The organism is Syntrophus sp. (in: bacteria) (assembly GCF_040768185.1).
Classification (GTDB): domain Bacteria; phylum Desulfobacterota; class Syntrophia; order Syntrophales; family Syntrophaceae; genus Syntrophus; species Syntrophus buswellii.
Genome location: NZ_JAXGNC010000001.1, coordinates 582,003 through 602,173, shown reverse-complemented (window position 1 = coordinate 602,173; position 20,171 = coordinate 582,003). Strand labels below are relative to the sequence as shown.

Here is a 20,171-nt window from a genome sequence, read left to right as displayed (position 1 = left end):
TTTCGCAGAGATGTTTTGTTCTTCGTCCTGGGGACATCTTTCCCGAAGGCGAAAGAAATAGAAGCCTTCGGGAAGATGTCCCATCATGTGATCATTCTGCGCCTACAATGATGCTGCTTGTCTTGATGATGGCAAAGGCAGCCGCCCCGTCTTTCAGGGCCAGGTTGTCGGCGCTCGTGTTGGTGATCACCGCCGCGAGAGACGGTCCGCTCTTCAGAGCGATGACGACTTCGGTATTTACAGCCCCCTTCTTGACGCTTGACACGGTAACGCTCAAAACATTCCTTGCACTCAGTTTCATGACCCTTACCTCCATCAGTATTAAATTTTGACAGTAAAAAAACACAGATCACGATCGAATATCTTCCAATTAATTTTAATGATTTTAAGCAACAAAACATCCATATCGGAAAGAAACCTTTCCAATGGCGTCCCGAACATTCAGGACATCGTTTTATGTTCTTCTCCGAGCTGTATGACAAAAGGGCTCGAGCGAAAAACGCGTCATGACAGTTCTCTTGCCTGTGATGGTGTGATCAGGAATATCCTTGACATTATATCATTCATAAGATAAGCGGGGCATGGATTATGTTATTTCAGGCATAAAAGGATTCTTCTCTTATGCAATGATGTCCGGCCAACCTGATCAAAAGACGCTCTGATGGAGTCATGTGAATGCCTGAAAAAATATCTGCCCCGAGATATATGCCCAAAAAACTTACGGTATCAGGTTTGGTAAACAACCCTCTTCGCCTTCGCGTGGAGGATCTGCGACAGATGGAGGTTGTTGAACTTAACAACCTCAAAAGGTTCTACTCTATCGGTATGGGAGATGGGATTGCAGAGAAATATCAGGGTGTTCTGCTTCGTACACTGACGCATTCAGGCGGGCCGGTGTGGGGAATTGGAGTGAAGTCGGGCAGGGCTTGAAAAGAAAAGGGTTGAGCGGCGGGATTCCGGGAGCATTTAAAGATGACCCGTCGAATTTTCCCGGATGCTGATCCGCATCATCAGGGAGTGCAAATGACCTTGATGCCATGGTGGTTTCAGCTTCAAGGGACTTTGGAACACCTTGCACGGTGTCTTCCTTCGCGGGTTGTATTTGGGTTGAATATGCGTTATGCCCTGCATAATTTGAATCTGAGACTTCTGAAGTAAGGCGGTCAGAAAATCCCCCTTTTTTTAAAAATTCATTTAGGAAAGGATGAAAGATGAAGAACTGGACTATCAAACTCTTTTTGGCGGTGTTTTGTTTCGTGTTTTTAACCGGGACAGCCCTTGCGGGTGAAATTAAAATATCCGTGGCGGCCAGCCTGACGGATGCAGTAACGGACATTTCCAAGGAATTTACAAAAAAGAACCCAGGGGTTTCATTTCAACGAAACTTTGCCAGTTCCGGGGCATTGGCAAAACAGATCGCGAACGGCGCCCCCTGCGATGTCTATTTCTCCGCCAATGTGGAGTGGATGGACTTCCTGAAAGAAAAGAACCTGGTCGATGCGCGGCATGTTTCCACCTTTGCCTTCAATGAAGTGGTCTTTGTGGGCAAGCCCGGTCTCAAGGTGAGCGGCATGCAGGATGTGGTGAAACTGGGGAAGGTCGCCATCGGCAGCCCGAAGAGCGTTCCTGCCGGCCAGTATGCCATGGAGGCGATCAAGAGTGCGGGTTTGGAGAAGCAGCTGGAAAAAAAGCTGGTCATGGCGAGAGATGTTCGGGAATGCCTGATGTATGCCGAACGCGGTGAGGTGGATGGGTCCTTTGTCTATAAGACGGACGCGATGATGGCCAAGAATGTGAAGATTCTTTTTGCCGTGCCCCAGAACTATTACTCGAGAGTGACCTATCCTGTAGCGCTTACAGCTGCGGGAAGCAAAAATGCCGAAGCGGTGGCATTCTATAATTTCCTGAAAACCGCCGATGTAAAGAAGATTCTTGCCAAATACGGGTTTGCGGTGAAGTAATTTCCACATGCCCGGTTTTACATCGACCGATTATTCGGCAATCCTGCTGTCGATCAGAGTGGCCATTGTGGCCACTCTGATTTCTCTTCCCTTTGGTTTTGCCGTTGCCTATCTCATGACCTTCCGGAAGTTCCGGGGGCGGGTCGCCCTGGATGTCCTTGTCAATCTTCCTCTGACATTGCCGCCTGTCGTCGTTGGCTATCTTCTGCTCCTCCTTTTGGGACAGCAGGGCTGGGTCGGGAAGATGATCCTCCAGCCCCTCGGGATTCAGCTGATTTTTACCTGGAAAGCGGCGGTCATCGCCACGGCGGTCTTGGGCTTTCCCCTGATGGTCCGGTCGATGCGGACAGGAATGGAAACCATCGATGTGCGCCTTATTCAGGCTTCCCGGACCCTCGGAGCAGGCTGGTTTCACAATGTCCTCACGGTGATCCTGCCCCTTTCCGTCCGGTGAATCATCGCCGGCTCCGTTCTCATGTTCGCCCGGGGACTGGGTGAATTCGGGGCGACGATCATCGTCGTGGGAAACATCCCCGGGGTTACCCAGACGATCCCCCTGGCGATTTATGAATACATCAGTTCCCCTCGAGGCGACGAGATGGCCATGGCCCTCTGCTTGGTGTCCATAACCATTTCCGTAGCCGTGCTCATCTTTCACGAATGGTTGGGGAGAAGAATGATTCGGACGGACTGACATGGAACTGCGTGTGGACACAGGAAAACAGTTTGGCACCTTTTTCCTGGAGGCGAACTGTACCGTTGCAGTGGAGCGGATCGGCCTGGCGGTCACGAAGGAGGGCATCCCGGTGAAGTGCTGGACGATGCCGGGCAACACCTCGGACATGAAGACCGTGGAAAAGGTCAAGAGCGATCTTCTCGGCTGGAAGCTGGGCCGTTGCGTCTGGGTCATGGACCGGGGGATGAGTTCCGAAGAGAATCGCCTGATCCTGCAGAAGGCCGGCGGTCACTACATCATCGGCGAGAAGCTCCGGGACAATCAGGAGATCCACCGCGAGGTTCTGGCCAAGCGGGGCAGGTTCACTTCCGTTCGGGAAAACCTGGAGATCAAGGAAGTGATCATTGGCGACGGGGAAAAGCGCCGCCGCTTTATCCTGGTTCACAATCCGGATGAAGCCAAAAAGGATCAGGCCACTCGCGAGAAGACCATCAAAAAGATTGAAGAAGCTCTGAAGTCCATCAAAGAGCAGACCGGACACGGTCACACGAAGAACGTCTGCGCCCTTCTGTCCCACCGGACCATGGGCAGATACCTGCGGCAGTTGAAAACCGGGCGGATCAAAATCGACAAAGGGAAGATCAGAGAAGAGGCCCATCTGGACGGGAAATACATCATTTCCACCAGTGACGACACCCTGAGTCCTGAGGATGTGGCACTGGGGTACAAACAACTGATGGAAGTGGAGCGGGCTTTCCGAACCCTGAAAACGACTCTGGATCTGAGACCTGTTTATCACCGGAAGGATGAACGGATCGAAGCCCATGTGTTCCTCTGTTTCCTGGCACTCCTTCTGGTAAGGGTTGCCGAGAGGAAAACGAACATGCCTTGGGACCATATCAAAGCTCAAATGGAGCGCCTTCATCTTGGAGAATTTTTTTCAAAAGAAGGACGGGTATTACAGACCACCGAACCGACACCGGAACAAGTCAACATCCTAAAACAACTAAAGATATCTCCACCGCAACGCATTCGGCATATCCAGGTGACCCCTTAAAAATGTAGGCAAACGCCAAAAATTCGACAACGACTTATAACGATAATTTTACTTAAGAATTTCAATTTTGTTTACCTACCGCTGTCGAAGGCGGGTGACCGTTACCCGAAAAATCGCCCTTGAGTTTCAAGCTTTTGATATTAATAGAAACTTTTCTTTAGGGTTGGGAGTACAAATAAAGTGGCGCTCTCTGTCAACAAAAACATGTGAATATAAAAACATAGGAATATGTAAACATAAGAATATGGGAACACAAAAAATTCCAATTCCATCTCAAAAATGCTATCAAGCCGGTACACTGCGTTATGGCTTCCGGAAATCCGGGCGAGGAAGATCGCCATGGAAAGCGGGTACATAAGGCACATTCATGGAGATGGCCGGGGCAAAATATCGTGGTGGAATGTTTGATCAACAAACGGTAAAATCATGGAAATTCTATCTGTCATCACTCCTTGGGCAAGGGAGGAAGGCTATGAAGGTTATCATGAGTTCCATTGAGCTGCGGCCGATTGGAATCGTGTGCTCATCGGAAGCCTCCACGGCAAACATCTCACTTCAGGGGATTTCTTCGGTTATCGAAATCTTCCCGGAATATGCGGCTGCCCTGGATAAGATCAATGAGAACTCCCATCTGTGGGTTCTGTCCTGGTTCCACGAATCCCGGCGGGACGTTCTTACGGCATCTCCTGAGCGGGTGAATCCCCGCGTGCCGAAATACGGGGTTTTTGCCTTGAGGACTCCGGTCCGGCCGAATCCGATCGCCCTGACCCTCGTACGGCTGGAAGGAAATGCGGGGAACCGTCTGTTCGTCGACGGGCTGGACGCCGTGGATGGAACCCCCATTCTGGATATCAAACCATACTTCGAGCAGGATATCGTCTTTTCTCCCCGCACTCCGGAGATCGTGCCGGCTTGCCGGCAGATGAGGGAAAGGCACATGGAAAGAGAGGCCTTTGCCCACCACCGTGAGATCTGTGCCGACCTGCACATTGCCGTGAGGATGGGATTGTTCGTGGAGGAACGCTGGGGGAAGCTGAATAACGATGAATTGATTGTAACAGTGACCGGTTCCGCCTGCCTCGCCGATGTCCTGCAAGGGCTGACCCGGGCCCGCCTGGCCAATCCCCCGCGGTTTGCCTTTCAGCCTTCCGGAGAAAGGTTCTGCAGCATCTGGAGAAAAAAAGGGGAACAGATTTCTCTGACCTGGCTGGGCGAGACAGACCCTGACCGCATGAAGTCACTTTCCGACGAGGAACTGTTCAAGATCGAAGGAACTCCTTCCGTCATTTCAGGGCATCGGCCATGATCCCGTAAAGGTCGGTATTGTCGATGGCGCGGCCAAGGCGCTCACTTCCCGGCCCTGAACTCCAGATGATCGTGTCGACCCCCGTGTGTTTCTTCCCCGTCCATGCTGTTTCGACCTCGCCGTCGGCGTCCTTCCCGGTTGAAAAAGGGCCTGTAATGGCGAATCCGCCCGTTTCGTGGTCGGGAACCACGATCAGAAGGGTTTCCGCCTTGCGCTTCGGGTCCTGATCCACCCACGCCCGGACAACGGCTACGGCTTCGTCGAAGGCCAGAACTTCACCCACCTGGTAGGGAAAATTGTTCTCGTGGTTGGCCCTGTCCACCAGAGAGCCTTCGATGAGAAGAAAAAAACCGGCTTCATTCTGTTCCAGGACCCTCAGAGCGGCCGTTGCCATCTCCCGCAGCCGGGGTTCGGCTGATTCCGGCTTTCTGATGTATTCCGGGGTAAGGGCATGGTCGGAAAAAAGCCCCAGGAGTTTTGTCGCACCCTCCTCAACGGCTTTTTCCAGTTCTTTCCGGTCGGCAACCACACGGTATCCCCGCTCCTGAGCCAGGCGCAGAAGATCTCCGGCGGTCCCGCATGGATCGGCCTCCTGCGCTGTCAGCAGAGCTTTACCGCCGCCCAGAAGCACGCTCACATGTGACTCTTCGATGTACTGGCGGGCGATTTCCTTCCAGCAGCGGCGGAAGGGGACATGGGCGCCGAAGGCGGCGGGGGTTGCGTCGGTGATTGCCTCTGTCGCAACAAGGCCTGTGGATCTGCCGGATTTCATGGCCAGCTCCAGGATGTTCGGCTGATACGGGCGCCCGTCACGGTGATAGCAGACTTCACCGTTGGAGAATTTTTCTCCGCAGGCCCAGGCTGAAGCTGCGGCTGCCGAGTCGGTAATGACGCCGCCGGCGGCAAAGGTTCTCTGGTATCCGATCTGATCCAGGGTTTCAAAAGAGAGGGGAAGAGGATTGCTCCCATGTTTGGAAATGCGGGCGGCTGTGACATTGGCCAGCCCCATCCCGTCGGGAACCATGAGAATGATATTCCTGGCCCTTCCGGAGCAGGAGGAGGCGGGCAGGATGAAGAAAATAATGACGAAAATGACAATGCGGGACAGATGGACTTCATCAACCGGAGATCTCGTCATCAGCTTCCCGCCTAGCTCCTGGATTATTTGACTTCCACCGCGAACGATATCAGCCAATCACCAAAAGAACAAGATTTAAGATCAGGGCTGAAAAAGGCGGTTGATAACGTTTCGCCTCTGTTGCGCCATCCCGATAGATGAATTGTTTGACCGGAAGGGGAATTATGCGCTGACCTGGTCCTTCAACAGTGATTCCCGTTTAGTCCCGTTGTGTTGATAGTAAACGCTGGACCGCGATATTCCAAGCAGTTCAGCCTGACGGCACACGGCAATGTCAAGATCCTTTCTTTTGATAAGCGACACGCGCTCCTTGTGGCTCAGATCCAGATTCTGTCGCAGCCAGTTCAGTTCTTTCTGAAGTTGATCAACCTGACGGTTGAGGCTTTGGATCTGCCTTTCCTTCTCCTGGTCATCGTCCTTCTTACGATTGGTGAAAAGATCCGGCATCCGCCGGGTAGCAATGACTTTCCAGTTGCGGACCTGCACCGGATGAATCTTATAGCGATCGGCGAGTTCAGCCGATGTTTTCTTGTCCCGAATGGCTTCCAGAACGACCTTGGCTTTAAAGGACGGGGTGTATGTCTTTCGTTTGTGTTGCATGTAAGTTTCTCCTTTTTCTGACTCAGCTTTGAAAAAAATTTTCCCTGCAGCTGTAAAAACAGACCGCCAGAGTCCATATCCCACTCTGAAGCCCGATGAGTCGATGGCCTAGTGGATGAACCGGCAACTCAAAGTGGTCTTTTTATGTCATAATGTAAGAATAAGAAGTTGATTGTAATAATGAGTCATATAATGTAATGATAAGTAAATCAACAAGAATTGTTCGAGTCATTATGACTTTATTGACATAACGATAGGCAAGGCTTCTGATAGAGAAATGCAGGGGATTTCAGGTATTTGAAAGGCAGATTACTTCTTAATAGGAAGAATTGTTATGAACTTTTTGAAGATTCCTGTTTTTTGTCGCTGTCAGGGGTGCACAGAAAGGATAACTGCTTTGTCCGCTCAGCGATCAGGGAAGTGATTTCCTTTTCAAGCTGGTCGAAAGCCTCCAGCAGTGCTGTCGCCTGTTCGGTAAGATGCATTCCCTGTTTTTGCGATTCAATAACCACCAAGGGGATTCCCAGCCGTTCCTCGGAGGCCTTCAGCCTGCCCCATGCCGCACGATAGGACATATTCAGCTTTTTAGCGGCTGCATTGAGGCTTTTGCATTCCGCAATCGTCTTGAGCAGTTCATATCGTCCCTCGCCGAATAGAACACGGCCATTCTTTTCCAGCCATACTTTATGTCGGATGTTCAACGATTCCATCCTCTTCTTCTGAAATTTGTGGGCGAACCAATATGTTATTTATGCCATAGAGCAGGCGGAAAATCAAGACAAAGTCAAGCAGGAGAGTATTTTGAACAGGCGTGTTTTTGGCTTGACTTCCAGGATGACCTCCTTTTATGCTGCAGCTGTTTTGTATGAAATGATCTTTAAGGAGCCCCTGCTTATGAAACCTGCAATCGTTGTTATCGACATGGTCAAGGATACCCTGGATTCTTCCCATCCCCTGCCCATTACGCCTTTTGCCCGGGCCATTGTGCCGATGATAAACCATCTGACGGAGGAAGCCCGGAAACGTTCGATCCCCGTCATCTTTTCCACCGACAGCTTTCTCGAAGGGGATTTCATTTTCAAGGGAAAGATGAAAGAGCACAGCATCCGGGGCACTGAAGGCGCTGAAGTCACCGACCGGCTGGTTCAGGCCCCGACGGATATCTGGCTCCCCAAACGCCGCTTCAGCGCATTTTTCAAGACGGATCTCGATCAGACACTGCGTCTGCATGGTGTAGACACCCTGGCCGTCGCAGGCATCAGCACCAACTGGTGCGTCCTTTCCACGGTCCTGGATGCGCTGGCCCATGATTTTGCCGCCTATTTCATCGAGGATTGCTGTGCTGCCCACAAAGAGGAAGTCCATGAGCAGATCCTGAACATTTTCCGCAATAATCCACTTTATCCGATTTTCCAGGTTATGACCGCCGACGAATTTCTGCAAAAGCTGAACTGATGTGGTGAAATCTTTCACCGGGAAAGGAAGAAGCCATGATGCTCCAGGAACTGGTTTTGAAGAACAGGAGTTACCGACGATTTGAAGAAAGCGAACGAATATCCGAAGAAACGCTGAAAGAACTTGTGGACCTCGCCCGCCTTTCGCCTTCGGCGGCCAATCTCCAACCGCTCCGGTTTGTCCTTTCCGCGGATCCTGACAAGAATGACCGAATCTTTCCCTGTCTTGCCTGGGCCGGTTATCTGAATGACTGGCCAGGCCCTTCGGAAGGGGAGCGCCCTGCCGCGTATATCGTGATACTGGGAGATACGTCCATTGTCCACTCCTTCGGGTGCGACCATGGAATTGCCGCGCAGAGCATCCTTCTGGGTGCGGTGGAGAAGGGACTGGGGGGATGCATGATCGCTTCGATCAAGCGGGCGGCCCTGCGGCAGTCCCTGAACATCCCGGAGCAGTACGAAGTCCTCCTTGTGCTGGCTCTGGGCAGGCCGCGGGAGAAGGTTGTCATTGAACCCCTCGGACCGGATGGCTGCATCCGATACTGGCGGGATGAGGAGGGCGTCCATCACGTTCCCAAGAGGCCCCTGGAAGAGCTTCTTCTCTGAAGCTCCCTTCCGACCGTGAAGGGCAGAAGGCTCAGCGGCCTTGAAGCTGTGAGGCAAAACCCCGATGTCGGCGTGGGGACAGCGACGAAGCGGTCTTAAAAAGGCGCATGTTAACGTCGGGATTGGAGCCGGCCGCTGCAGAGGGAGGGGATCACGTCAGGTCGTACTCAAAGATCTGCCAGCGGTCGATTTTTTCGAAGGCATCGTCGACGGCTTTGAAGAGCGTCTTGAGCGAAACAGGTTTGATGAAAAAATCATCGAAGCCGGCGCCCCGGCATTCCAGAAGCCCGTAAATATTGCTGTAACCCGTCAGGGCATTGATGATGGCAATCTGATTGTCTTTGCGGATTCTCCTGCAAAGATCGATGCCGCTCATGCCGGGGAGATTGAGATCCAGAAACATGACCATGACACTTTCCCTGGCGAGAACCTCCAGGGCCTTTTCCGCGTTCTCCGCCGTGATCACCTTGTAATCGCGCATGCTCAATGCCTCCTGCAGCATCGAAAGAATCTCAATCTCATCATCCACCAGGAGAATCTTCGGTTCAACCATGTCTTACCTCTTCACAATCCAATGAAATCTGTTGTTTGCTTATTCTTGATTCTATGTGTTCCTGTTCAAGCCATAACCATGCATCAGGACGGATCCGTTTCTTCCGTCTCGTCTTCATGCAGGTTCATGATCTTGCCGATTCCCGCATAATCCTTGAAAGAACATTCTTTCACGGTTAAAAGCTTCTGGGTGATCATTTCCATCCGTTCCGTCTGTCCCTTTATGATCTGCAGTTTCTGATGGATTTTCGGATCCAGGGCCGGGTCGGCAAGGAGCAGTTCGGTGTATCCGGAAAGGATCTGAAGGGGCTGGTTGAATTCGTGACAGATCGTTCCCGCCGTCTGCAGTATGCTTTGCAGCCTCATCCGCTGGAGGCGCTCCTGCTCCGCATGCTTTTGATCCGTGATGTCCTGCATCAGGATCAGTGCGTGCTCCACATTCTGCAACTGGATCCGTTCCGCCGACAGAAGGCAATGGCGGATCTCTCCCGTTTTGGTTCGTAACGGGACATCGAGGTTTTGCACGGAACCTTTTGCAATCATCATGTTAATGACAAGATTACGCTGTTCCGGATAGACGTAAACATCAAGCTTTCTTGAGGTTTTTCCCACCACCTCCCGGCGCGTAAACCCGAGGTTTCGCAGATAACTTTCATTGACTTCAACGATTTTTCCGTCCTGAAACGTGATGATGGTCATCATCGTCGGAATGCCTTGAAACGCTTTGAGGAATTTTTCCTCGCTGATCCTGAGGACCTCTTCAGTTTGTTTGCGATCGGTGATATCGGTCATGCTGGCGACAATGCCGCCCGGAGTCCCGTCGGCTTTGTGAAAAAGGGCTTTATGGATGATGGTATGCAAGAGGGTGCCGTCTTCGGCGTGGATCGTGGATTCATAAACGGCCCTGCCGCCCTTCTGAATCAACTCTCTGTCCAATTGGCGATGAAGGTCGATCTGATCGACCTGATCGAGATTCTCGACGGATGAACCCAGGATCTCTTCCCTCCGCAGATTGAAATATTCCTCGAAAGCCTTGTTGCAGCCGAGGTATAGTCCCTGTGGATCCTTGTAAAAGACAGGATTCGGGATGTTGTCGATCAGGATCTGGAGAAAACGGATCTGTCCCGCCAATTCCTCTTGCAGAAGCTGTTTCTCCGCCAGGCGCGCCTCCAGCATCCGGTACAGGATCCGGTTTTCCTCCGCCACTTTGGCGGCATAGGACAGCTCGTTGCCCAAGAGGAGGATCACAATGGCCTCGTTGTTGTGGCGGCTGACATGATCCGCGTTCGTGCCCTGTTCGCCGGCACTGTAGAAACCCGCCAGGGGAACACCGGGCATGGCAGTGGTGATCGCGGCCAGTTCTTCATTAATCCTGCTTTTCAGAAGATTCATCCTCAGGAAGCATGAGCAGACCAGTATGGCGGCAGGTTCGGTGATGCCGGACTGCATCAGTGCACTCTGCAGCGTGTCCTTTCCCGCCGCGGCCACTTCGTCCTCGATGGCTTCCATCAGGGCCAGAGCGGTTCCCTCCTGCACCGGGTGGGCGAGTTTTGCTCCGCCATTCGGCGTTAGGGTGTGAGGGACGAAAATCGTGTACTCCCCCAGAGCATGGCGCATTCCGAAGGGCCGCGCTATCTGTTCAAAGAGATAGTTTCCTTCCAGCTCTTCCCTGGGGATGCCGTGAAGTTCCGAAAAAACATCCGCGGCCGGTCTATGGTCCAGTTCAAGAACTTCACGGCCCCTGCATTTTGTGGCAACGACTCTCTTCCCCGTGGGGTGGAACCCGTGGCCCATGGCAATACCGAACTTAAGCCCCGTTTCGAAGACCGCCAGAACCATGCTGTCAGAGTAGGCTCTGTTTCCGTAAAAAACGAAATTTTCCTGCCCGGTTGTTCCTGCGGGATCGACGGCGCTGCCTCCGAAAAAAGAGATGCATCCCTGAGAAAGGCGTTTGAGTTCTTCCAGGATTTCAGGGCTGTAGGAATCCGAGGCGGCCGTGCATCCCGGTGAAAACAGGATGGCAAAGACCGACCGGCCGTTGCGGGTCATTTTATTGTAATAGGAGCTGTTTTTAGGATTGAAATACCGTTTGACCGTGCCCCCTTCGATTGCCTCGATCACGGCGCCTCGACAATCCGTTGACACCCCTTTCCCCAGTCCGACGCTGACAGAGAGATAAGGGGAAGCGAGGGCCATAACCACAACGCTTCCCGAAAAGGCCCGATGGCACATTTCTCCGGCTGAACTGGCGCCGAACAGGGGGACGTCACCAACGACGCTCCGGATTCCGGAAAGCATGGCGTCAAGGTCATAGGAAGCCGGTGCAAAGACGATCACCGCCGTCAGGAAATAGGAGATAATGCCCTCTGTCGCCTGGCTGGCAGCATCCCGACCGGCCCCGAATGAGTCATCCCCCCGGGCGATGCCACATCCCACTTCAATATTCGGGGTGCCCTTCACCCTGGTTCTTTTTCCCGTGCCATGCATTAGAATTGTGCTGTCACTGTCATTTTTTAGGTAGTCTGCATAAAAATCCGTCGCCGCGCCCTTTGATCACGATGTCCGTAACCCGAGGATACAACAGGAAGATCTGATATGAGGTTTTTTTCAGCATGCAGGATAGAGCTTTTTGTAGAAGCAATATCCAAGCCATGAAGAGCGTGTGTTTCCGGGGGGAGCCTTCAGGATTTGAGGCCTGTATACCGGAGGCGGAGGGAATTGCTGACGACCGAGACGGAGCTCAGGGCCATGGCGGCTGCTGCGAACTCCGGGTTCAGAAGGATTCCGGAGAAGGGGTAGAGCACACCGGCGGCGATCGGGATGCCGATGATGTTATAGATGAAGGCCCAGAAGAGATTCTGGCGGATGACCTTCATGGTTTCCAGGGAGAGCCGGATGGCCCGGGGAACGGCCCGGAGATCACCGGTCATCAAGGTAATGTCGCTGGCTTCGATGGCCACGTCCGTTCCGGCTCCGATGGCGATGCCGATGTCCGCCGACGTCAGGGCCGGAGCATCGTTGATCCCGTCTCCCACCATGGCCACGATCTGCCCTTCCTGCTGAAGCCGCCGGATTTCCCGTGCCTTGTCACCAGGCATGACTTCTGCGAGAATTTGATCGATGCCCAGTTGGCGGCCGATAGCTGAGGCGGTGTTGAGATTGTCTCCGGTGATCATGGCCACCCGGAGCCCTGAGGCTTTCAGTTCGGCCACGGCTTCTTTTGCAGATTCCCGCGGGACATCGGACAGGGCGATCAGTCCTGTAACCCGGCCCTCTTCGGCGACCAGGACGCAGGTTTTTCCCTGACCGGCCAGATCGGCGACCCTCCGGTCCAGCCCCTGCAAATCCATCCTTTCCTGAAGCATAAGGCGGAGATTCCCCAGCAGGCACGATTTCCCTCCGATGAGAGCCCGTGTCCCCAGTCCGGACAGCGCCTCGAAATGCTCAACGGCCAGGGGGGCCAGCCCCTCCGATCTTCCTCGAACGACGATGGCCTGGGCCAGGGGGTGTTCCGACCGGGATTCAAGAGAAATCGCCGTCTGGAGAACCCTTTCCGGCACAGTTCCCTCCGCGGCCAGGATATCCGTCACCTCCGGCTCTCCCCGGGTCAGGGTGCCTGTCTTGTCGAAGACCACGGAGGTCAGCCGATAAGCCTTTTCCAGGCTTTCTCCTCCCTTGATCAGGATGCCGTGCTCCGCCCCCAGCCCCGTGCCCACCATGACCGCCGTGGGTGTGGCCAGACCCAGCGCGCAGGGGCAGGCGATGACCAGGACGGAAACAAAATTCAGGAGGGCGCGGCTGAAGACAGGTTCCGGGACGAAAAAGAACCACACGATAAAAGTCAGCAGCGCTATCGCAATGACAACGGGAACGAAAACGGCCGCCACACGATCGGCAAGCCGCTGGATCGGGGCCTTGGAACCCTGAGCTTCTTCCACCAGCCGGATAATCTGGGAAAGAGCCGTTTCCGCACCGATCTTCGTGGCTTCAAAGGTAAAGCTGCCGCTGCGGTTCAAGGTGGCGCCGAAGACCTCGGAGCCCGGCTCCTTGTTCGCAGGCACGCTTTCCCCCGTGAGCATGGATTCGTCCACCGCTGAAGAGCCTGAACGGACGATGCCGTCTGTGGGGATCTTTTCTCCCGGCCGCACAACGAGCAGATCCCCCTTGAGAACCTCTTCCACCGGGATGTCCATTTCCTGATCGTCCCGGATGACGCGGGCTGTTCTCGGCTTGAGTCCCACCAGACGCCGGATGGCCTGGGATGTCCGGCCCCGGGCGCCCGCCTCAAGCAGCCTTCCCAGAAGGATCAGGGTGACGATCATGGCCGCGCCGTCGTAGTAGACATGAGGCATCAGCCCTGCCTCGGCGAAGAACCGGGGGAAAAAAGTGGCCAGGGCGGAATAGATGTATGCCGAGAGTGCCCCGATAGCCACCAGGGTGTTCATGTCGCTGGTTTTCTGCCGGGCCGCTTTCAGGGCGCCGGTAAAGAAGCGGCTGCCCACCCAGAAAACGACGGGGGCGGTAAGGATAAAGAGGATCATCTGGAGGGGCCGCGGCGGAATGCCATGGAGAAAGGGAAACCAGTGCTGCATGGAACCCATGAAGATGATGACACTGAGCACGGCGCCGACGGAAAACCGGAGTTTCAAGTCCTTGATTTCCCGGATCCGCGCGGCGGCGATGGGGTCTTCCTGAAGCTCGTCGATGATCCCCAGGAATTCGTATCCCTGGTCGATCACCGTTTCCTTCAGTCCCGTCACCCCTTGCCAGACGGGTTCATGGAGGACCGTGGCCCGGGCCGTGGCCAGATTGACCGACACATCCTTCACGCCCTCCACTTTTTTCAGGGCGTTTTCGACGCGGCGCACACAGGCGGCACAGGTCATCCCGCCGACGGAAATCGTTGTTTTTTCCAGCCCTCCGGCGGCCGGGCGGTCGATTTTGACGACCTCATAACCCAGTTCCCGGACCCGCTCGGTAAGCTGTTCAGGGAGTACCGTCGCGGAATCGAAGTCCACAACGGCCTGTTCCAGGGCGAAATTGACGGTGGCCTGTTCGACCCCCGCCATTTCCCGCAGTCCCTGCTCAACGCGGCGCACGCAGGAAGCGCAGCTCATTCCGGAGATATGAAGGATTGCCTTATCCGACAACTTCGAACCCCGCCTCGGAAATTTTTTGTTTAATGACTTCCGGGTCCACGGACTTCGTTTCCTCGAACGTGGCTTCACCGGCCTTCAGATCAACGGAAACATCCTCAATGCCCTCGATACCCTTCAAGGCCTTCGTAACAGCCATTACACAGTGGTTGCAGCTCATTCCTGTAATCTTGATCTTTTTCATAATGCCGCTCCTGAGATTGTAATGTATCATAAATATTACAATCTCCTTCTGGTTTGTCAAGGCGAAGACGGCGGCTCACCCTTTTGCGTCCTGAAAAGGAGCACTCGCAAGGGAGAATGAAGCCGGGGCCGTTGGGCGAGAGGACTGGTCGGCACAGGCCATGGTGGCATGGGATCGTGCAAAAAGGGGGCTCTTCTTGAAACGAGCGGGGGGCAGGTCGTCAGGACAGTGATGACAGGTAGGCGCGGAGATTGGTCTTTTCATTGGTGATTCCCAGTTTCCTGCGGATGTTGTTGCGATGAAAATCGATCGTGTTTTTTGAGAGATACAGCAAATCTGCTATTTCCTTCGTTGTTTTACCCTCCCGAATCAGGTTGGCCACATCCAGTTCCTTGGAGGTGAGATTGTACGTCCCGGAGGTCAATCGTCCGTTGAACGAAGTTCTGATGTCTTTGAGGTTTGTTTCAAGAACCTCCAGGCACGATCGATTGCGCGCATCAAGTGGGGCTATCTTCAGCTTTTCGACATAGGGCATGACAAGGTCATTGATGTTTGACAGAATCCTCTCTTCAACTTCCTCTCGATCTTCCTCCTTCTGCCTGAGGAGAACCCTCAGGGCGACATTGGCCTCTTCGAGGGATCGGGATTTCTCATCCAGTTCCCTCTGCCTCTCCTGCAGCGCCTCCTCCGCCTGCTTCCTGTCCGTTACATCCCGGCCCACGCCTTGATGCTCCGAAAGGGTGCTCCCTTCAGAGAAAATCGCCCGCTGGCTCCACTGCTGCCAGCGAACCCCGCCGTTTTCCATCATCCCGCGGCACAAAAAGCAGATGACCGGATGCTCCGGGCTGAGTGACGACATCCTTTCCAGGATGCCCGCCCGGTCTTCCTCGTGAATGAAGGATAGAAAGTCTCTCCCGATCAGCTCCTCGGCCTGTTGGCCCAGGTATGAGCCGTAGGCTTCATTGACGAACGTGAAACGACCGTTCGGCGTCATCCGGCAGATCAGTTCCGTCTGGTCTTCAACAATGCCCCGATAGCGGGCTTCACGGATGCGGAGGATCTCCTCTGCCTGGTGGCGCTGGGTAATGTCGTCGAGCATTTCGATCACGGCCTCGATGGAGTTGTTTCTGTCCAGGATTGCGGAAGAGACGATGCGAAAGAGGCGGGGTTCCCCGCCGACACGGATCGTGCTTTCCGCCTCGTGGACCTGTCCGTCATGGAAGGTCCGGGATGCGGGGCCAGTCAGTTGACGGGTCCCTTCGTCGCGATGCTCTTCAGGCCCGCTGGGACAGGAGCCGGCAGGAGCCAGATCCGGAAACCACTCCTTCATCCGCCGGTTGGCCGCGATGATGTTCTGCTGCCGGTCGAGAACGATGATTCCGATTCCGACATTGTCGATAATGCCCGCGTATTTTTTTTCCGACACGGAAAGGGCATCTTCAATCTGGGCCCTTTTGGCGATTTCAGTGCTTAACTGTTCATTTCTTCTCAGCAATTCAGCGGTCCGCATCTGAACACGCTTTTCCAGGTCCGCATAAGCATTCCTGAGAGATTCTTCAATCAGTTTCCGATCCGTGACATCCCGGATGACCGTCTGAAATTCCAGAGGCTGCCCAACCTCATCCGAAATCATCCGCTCCGTGGCATGCTGCCACCGAATCCTTTCACCGGCCAGGGCCACCCGATATTCATAGGTCGTGATCGGGTTGTCTCTGCTCAACGCCTGCCGGCAGTGTTCAACCGGTTCGCGGTCCGGTTCGCTGACAGAAGCAAAGGCCAGGGAGCCCAGCAGTTCCGAACGGTTTTTTCCGTAATAGCGGCAGTAGGCATTATTGACAAAGATCAACCTGCCGTCGGGCAGGTAGCGGCAGACCAGTTCCGTCTGATCCTCGACAACCGCCCGATAACGTGCCGCCTCCCTGCGGAGCAGAGATTCCGTCTGCTCGATTTTTTCCATCAGAATATTCATGCTTTTTCCCAGAACGGACAATTCATCACCGCCTGTGACGGTAAAACGGCGGTCCGTATGGCTGCCGTTTCCGATTTCCAGAGCCTCCTTGCTCATGCGACTCAGGCGCTTCATGACCGAGCCGCTCCAAAAGAAGAAAAAAAACGAACATAAAAGCGACGGTACTGATCAGAAGAAAGGCGAACATATATTCGATGATCAGAACACCTTGCCGGTAGATCGACCGTTCTTCCGTCGTAGATAGAAGAAGAGCCGGCTGTCCGAAGATGTCATCGATGCGGGCGTATCCGGAAATGGTCCTTCCGTTGACCGGCTGGACCATGATGGATTTCGATGTCTCCAGCCGGAGGCGCACCTGTTTTAAATCCGTTGTCAATTTGCCGTTCTTGAAGGGGAGCAGCTCGAAATGCTGATGGGTCAACTGCGACATGCTCCTGATTTCTTCCGGGTTGAGAAATCGGCCCATGATCAGATTGCCGCTGGCAGGCCCGCTGAGGTCGCTCTTCAGGACCGGTTGAATGGAGATCATCATGGGACCTTCATCGAGAATTACGATGCCGCTCAATGTTCCCTTCGCCTGAGGGATTGAGGCCTTCAGGCGCTTCATGAAGGCTGGGTCCCGGAGCAACCGCGGCACCGGCGTGAAGGAGCCTTTCTGGAGGTTAAATCCGGCTTCATAAATTGAGCTGCCGTTCCGGTCGAGGATCATCAGCAGGTTGAGCTTCTGAGTCGTGTATGTGGAAGCGATCAGGTTTGTCTTGATGTAGGTATGATTGTGGTTCTGGGCAAAGTCATAGGTGTCGTCCCATCCCGAATAATCCAGGGCATTGGAACTCAATTCGGAGACGGTGGCCTGGATGAAGCTCAAAACCCGCTCCACGTTCAACGTGACATTCCGGTTTTCGATGTCCCGCAGACCGCTCTGCAGAATATGCAGAGATACCAGCAGTGTGAGGACCGCCAGGGCCAAAGCGACAGCGGTTGTCGTCATGATGGTTTTCTGTCGCAGCGTCATGAACGTCATTCTCCGGTTCCACCAGGGCGGCAAGGGGACATCCCTGAGAAAAAATCCTGTATGACAAGCTAAGGAAAATCGACAGTGGTTTCGTCATTGGATAATGACGGGTAAATCCCATCATTTTATCTGTAGGAAAAAACGAAGGGAAAGTAAGGGAAGCAGGAGGTTGATTTGTCAAAGATAGCCAATTTCCTTAGGGAAATATTTTTATTCAATCTTCGTACCACCAAACCAACGTTGGTGCCCATGAGTTTCCCTGTTATTTTTCCCGTCAGCCGTCAAATATTTACAGGAAAGACGATTTTCGATAATTTCCTGTTCAACGTTGAGTCACTTTCGCCTTCTGAGTTCTGTTCGACGTTTTCTCAAAGGGCACCGCGGAATCAGCCGCTTCCCCGAAGAAGGGGCAACGGATCCTGACCGAACTGAAACAATAGAAAAGAAAGGAAGAGAGGAATGATCATGGCAAGCCCACTCTCGAAAAAGGGGTTCACTCTGGTGGAACTGCTGGTAACCATGCTCCTGATCACCATATTTACCGTCGGCCTGGCTTCGGTCAATGTCATGGCCGTTAAAAGCAATTCCTACAGCAGGTTGTCAACGCAGGCGACCGTGCTGGCCAAGGATAAAATGGAGGCCCTGAAGAACATGAATTACGACGCCATGGTATCGGGTGGACCGGAAACGGTGGCGACGGTCTTTTCCCGGCAATGGACTGTTCAGAACAACGTACCGGTCACCAATACGAAAACCGTTACCGTCAATGTGTCCTGGTTGTCGAACGGACTGACCCGGACCGTAACCATCAGAAGCATTATTGATCGATAGGAGTGGAAAAAGATGAGAACGAAACATGAAAGACATGAGAAGCGGAAGCATCTTATGGTCAATGAAAAAGGGGTCACCCTGGTGACGGCGCTGATCGTGATGGCGGCGTTGATGCTCCTGGGAACAACGGCGATGCTCAACATATCAACGGATTTAAAAATCAGCGGCAATTTCAAGTCAGGCGAGCAGGCTCTCTATGCGGCTGAAGCAGGGGCCGAATACGGCGTCAACCGGTTGCGGGAAGCTCTGAAGGTATTGAACGGACCCACCACCGGTGTCGTACCGCCGGCGATTTCCGGATTTTCCTTTCAGAATACCGGTACATTCCTTGCGACGAATTCGACCGTCACGGAAAAAACGATGACGGGGGCATATAACGGACTGACGGCTTACTGTCAGGCCTACACCATCACATCCACCGCCCTTAAAGACGGCACCAACGCCCGTGCCACCGTGGTCTACAAGATGGAAGACCAGCTGATCCCCCTGTTTCAATTCGGCATTTTCTACGAGAACGACCTGGAGATGCTTCCCGGCGGCGATATGACCTTTACGGGAGGGCGCATACATTCCAACAAGGATATCTACATGCGTCCCTGGGGGTCAAAAACGCTCAAGGTGGATTCCATTATCACTTCCGCAGGCGATATCGTTCATCAGAGAAAAGACTATACGGACACATCCGGGGCCGGTGCCGTGAAGATAAAGGATTCGACCGGTACGTATCAATCCCTGACCACGGACAGTTCAAGCGGCACCTGGAAGGCCGATGCCCTGGACAGCTGGGATGGAAGAGTCAAGACGAGCGATCACGGCATCCAGAAGCTCAACCTGCCCCTGTCAACCACGGGCGGGCAACCCATCGATATCCTTGGAACCGGCACGGACAGCCTTTATGTAAAGTCGGGGCTGAGAATTGTCAATGGCGTTGCCTATGACAGATATGGTACAGCCGTTACACTTCCGGCGGGAACCATCACCACAAAGACCTTTACGGACGGAAGGGAAAGCAAGGTGATGACAGCCGTGGAGGTGGATGTCGCCCTTCTGCGCACCAGCACAGCCGCCATGGCCGCGCTGAATGATCCTCCCAGCGGGGGCGAAAACGGCATTCTCTATATTTCATCCGACTCCGTGACCAATCCAGCCGTCCGTCTGGTCAACGGCAGCGAAATGCCCTCCGGCGGACTCTCCGTGGTCACCAACAACCCCCTGTACATCAAGGGAGACTACAACACGGACAATGACCCGGCGGGAATTTTCGCTGATGCCGTAACGGTGCTCTCCAACAACTGGTCGGATGCCAACAGTACCAGCGGGCTGTCCAGCCGAACCGCCTCCAGTACGCAGGTCAACGCCGCGATCATGACGGGAAATAAAAACACGGCCGGCAGCCAGTACAGTGGAGGGGTGGAGAATCTGATCCGTTTCCTGGAAAACTGGTCGGGGAAAACCTACACCTACAGCGGATCACTGACCTGCCTCTGGGAAAGTCAACAGGCCACGGGAAACTGGCCGGGGACCGGAACGGTGTACAATCCCCCGACCCGTAACTGGTCTTACGGGGTCAGCTTGAGCAACCTGCCGCCTGGAACGCCCCGGGTAAGAAACCTGGAAAGAACTTCCTGGCACCAGGTGAGCAACTGATCCAAATCGAATCGACAGG

The 20,171-nt window shown here is 53.9% G+C and carries 17 protein-coding genes and 2 pseudogenes; 9 read left to right on the top strand and 10 right to left on the bottom strand.

Annotated elements, in window-relative coordinates; all coding sequences use genetic code 11:
- Positions 1 to 91: 91 nt before the first annotated feature.
- On the bottom strand, positions 92 to 301 hold the full coding sequence (locus tag AB3175_RS02795; protein ID WP_367359407.1) for a molybdopterin-binding protein: 210 nt from the start codon (positions 299 to 301) through the stop codon (positions 92 to 94).
- Positions 302 to 675: 374 nt separating this feature from the next.
- Between AB3175_RS02795 and AB3175_RS02790 the strand changes: the two genes are divergently transcribed.
- From AB3175_RS02790 to tsaA, 5 genes and pseudogenes are all read left to right on the top strand, one after another.
- Positions 676 to 930 carry a hypothetical protein gene (locus tag AB3175_RS02790; protein WP_367359406.1) on the top strand — a complete coding sequence of 85 codons (255 nt, stop codon included), beginning with the start codon at positions 676 to 678 and terminating at the stop codon, positions 928 to 930.
- Positions 931 to 1,211: 281 nt separating this feature from the next.
- Positions 1,212 to 1,961, top strand: coding sequence for a molybdate ABC transporter substrate-binding protein (gene modA, locus AB3175_RS02785; protein ID WP_367359405.1), 750 nt, complete (start codon positions 1,212 to 1,214; stop codon positions 1,959 to 1,961).
- A 7-nt stretch (positions 1,962 to 1,968) separates the two neighbouring features.
- Positions 1,969 to 2,655: pseudogene (gene modB / locus AB3175_RS02780) on the top strand (molybdate ABC transporter permease subunit).
- 13 nt (positions 2,656 to 2,668) lie between these two features.
- Positions 2,669 to 3,694: a transposase gene (locus tag AB3175_RS02775; RefSeq protein ID WP_367359404.1), complete on the top strand. Its 1,026-nt coding sequence runs from the start codon at positions 2,669 to 2,671 to the stop codon at positions 3,692 to 3,694.
- Positions 3,695 to 4,166: 472 nt separating this feature from the next.
- A complete protein-coding gene (gene tsaA / locus AB3175_RS02770) occupies positions 4,167 to 5,000 on the top strand; it encodes a tRNA (N6-threonylcarbamoyladenosine(37)-N6)-methyltransferase TrmO (RefSeq protein WP_367359403.1) in 834 nt (277 codons plus the stop codon).
- Here tsaA and AB3175_RS02765 read toward each other — a convergent pair.
- The 3 genes and pseudogenes from AB3175_RS02765 to AB3175_RS02755 form a co-directional block, all read right to left on the bottom strand.
- Positions 4,978 to 6,138: an alkaline phosphatase gene (locus AB3175_RS02765; RefSeq protein WP_367359402.1), complete on the bottom strand. Its 1,161-nt coding sequence runs from the start codon at positions 6,136 to 6,138 to the stop codon at positions 4,978 to 4,980. The two genes, tsaA and AB3175_RS02765, sit on opposite strands and share 23 nt — an antisense overlap.
- Positions 6,139 to 6,624: 486 nt before the next feature.
- Positions 6,625 to 6,738: pseudogene (locus AB3175_RS02760) on the bottom strand (transposase); the annotation flags it as partial.
- 332 nt (positions 6,739 to 7,070) lie between these two features.
- Positions 7,071 to 7,448, bottom strand: coding sequence for a winged helix-turn-helix domain-containing protein (locus AB3175_RS02755; protein ID WP_367359401.1), 378 nt, complete (start codon positions 7,446 to 7,448; stop codon positions 7,071 to 7,073).
- Positions 7,449 to 7,632: 184 nt separating this feature from the next.
- Here AB3175_RS02755 and AB3175_RS02750 point away from each other — a divergent pair, with 184 nt between their 5' ends.
- Together AB3175_RS02750 and AB3175_RS02745 are read left to right on the top strand one after the other, a co-directional pair.
- Positions 7,633 to 8,193 (top strand): cysteine hydrolase family protein, encoded by a 561-nt coding sequence (locus tag AB3175_RS02750; RefSeq protein WP_367359400.1) that lies wholly within the window; start codon positions 7,633 to 7,635, stop codon positions 8,191 to 8,193.
- Positions 8,194 to 8,228: 35 nt separating this feature from the next.
- Positions 8,229 to 8,798 (top strand): nitroreductase family protein, encoded by a 570-nt coding sequence (locus tag AB3175_RS02745; protein ID WP_367359399.1) that lies wholly within the window; start codon positions 8,229 to 8,231, stop codon positions 8,796 to 8,798.
- Between the two features lie 151 nt (positions 8,799 to 8,949).
- Here AB3175_RS02745 and AB3175_RS02740 read toward each other — a convergent pair whose 3' ends face one another.
- The 6 genes from AB3175_RS02740 to AB3175_RS02715 all read right to left on the bottom strand — a co-directional run bounded on the left by AB3175_RS02740 (position 8,950) and on the right by AB3175_RS02715 (position 17,674).
- Complete coding sequence (locus tag AB3175_RS02740) at positions 8,950 to 9,351, bottom strand: response regulator (RefSeq protein ID WP_367359398.1); 402 nt, start codon at positions 9,349 to 9,351, stop codon at positions 8,950 to 8,952.
- Between the two features lie 83 nt (positions 9,352 to 9,434).
- Positions 9,435 to 11,810, bottom strand: a complete 2,376-nt coding sequence (locus AB3175_RS02735) for an FIST N-terminal domain-containing protein (RefSeq protein WP_367359397.1) — start codon at positions 11,808 to 11,810, stop codon at positions 9,435 to 9,437.
- A gap of 221 nt (positions 11,811 to 12,031) precedes the next feature.
- On the bottom strand, positions 12,032 to 14,500 hold the full coding sequence (locus AB3175_RS02730) for a heavy metal translocating P-type ATPase (protein WP_367359396.1): 2,469 nt from the start codon (positions 14,498 to 14,500) through the stop codon (positions 12,032 to 12,034).
- Positions 14,490 to 14,690, bottom strand: a complete 201-nt coding sequence (locus tag AB3175_RS02725) for a heavy-metal-associated domain-containing protein (protein WP_367359395.1) — start codon at positions 14,688 to 14,690, stop codon at positions 14,490 to 14,492. The genes AB3175_RS02730 and AB3175_RS02725 overlap by 11 nt, the downstream gene beginning before the upstream one ends.
- A 220-nt stretch (positions 14,691 to 14,910) precedes the next feature.
- The gene (locus AB3175_RS02720; protein WP_367359394.1) at positions 14,911 to 16,773 is read right to left on the bottom strand and encodes a PAS domain S-box protein; all 1,863 of its coding nucleotides are present in this window, start codon (positions 16,771 to 16,773) and stop codon (positions 14,911 to 14,913) included.
- On the bottom strand, positions 16,685 to 17,674 hold the full coding sequence (locus tag AB3175_RS02715; protein ID WP_367359393.1) for a CHASE4 domain-containing protein: 990 nt from the start codon (positions 17,672 to 17,674) through the stop codon (positions 16,685 to 16,687). The genes AB3175_RS02720 and AB3175_RS02715 overlap by 89 nt, the downstream gene beginning before the upstream one ends.
- 465 nt (positions 17,675 to 18,139) lie before the next feature.
- On the opposite strand from AB3175_RS02715, the gene AB3175_RS02710 reads away from it, so the two are divergent.
- Positions 18,140 to 18,505, top strand: a complete 366-nt coding sequence (locus tag AB3175_RS02710) for a prepilin-type N-terminal cleavage/methylation domain-containing protein (RefSeq protein WP_367359392.1) — start codon at positions 18,140 to 18,142, stop codon at positions 18,503 to 18,505.
- A 12-nt stretch (positions 18,506 to 18,517) separates the two neighbouring features.
- On the top strand, positions 18,518 to 20,152 hold the full coding sequence (locus AB3175_RS02705) for a PilX N-terminal domain-containing pilus assembly protein (RefSeq protein WP_367359391.1): 1,635 nt from the start codon (positions 18,518 to 18,520) through the stop codon (positions 20,150 to 20,152).
- The last annotated feature ends 19 nt before the right edge of the window (positions 20,153 to 20,171 follow it).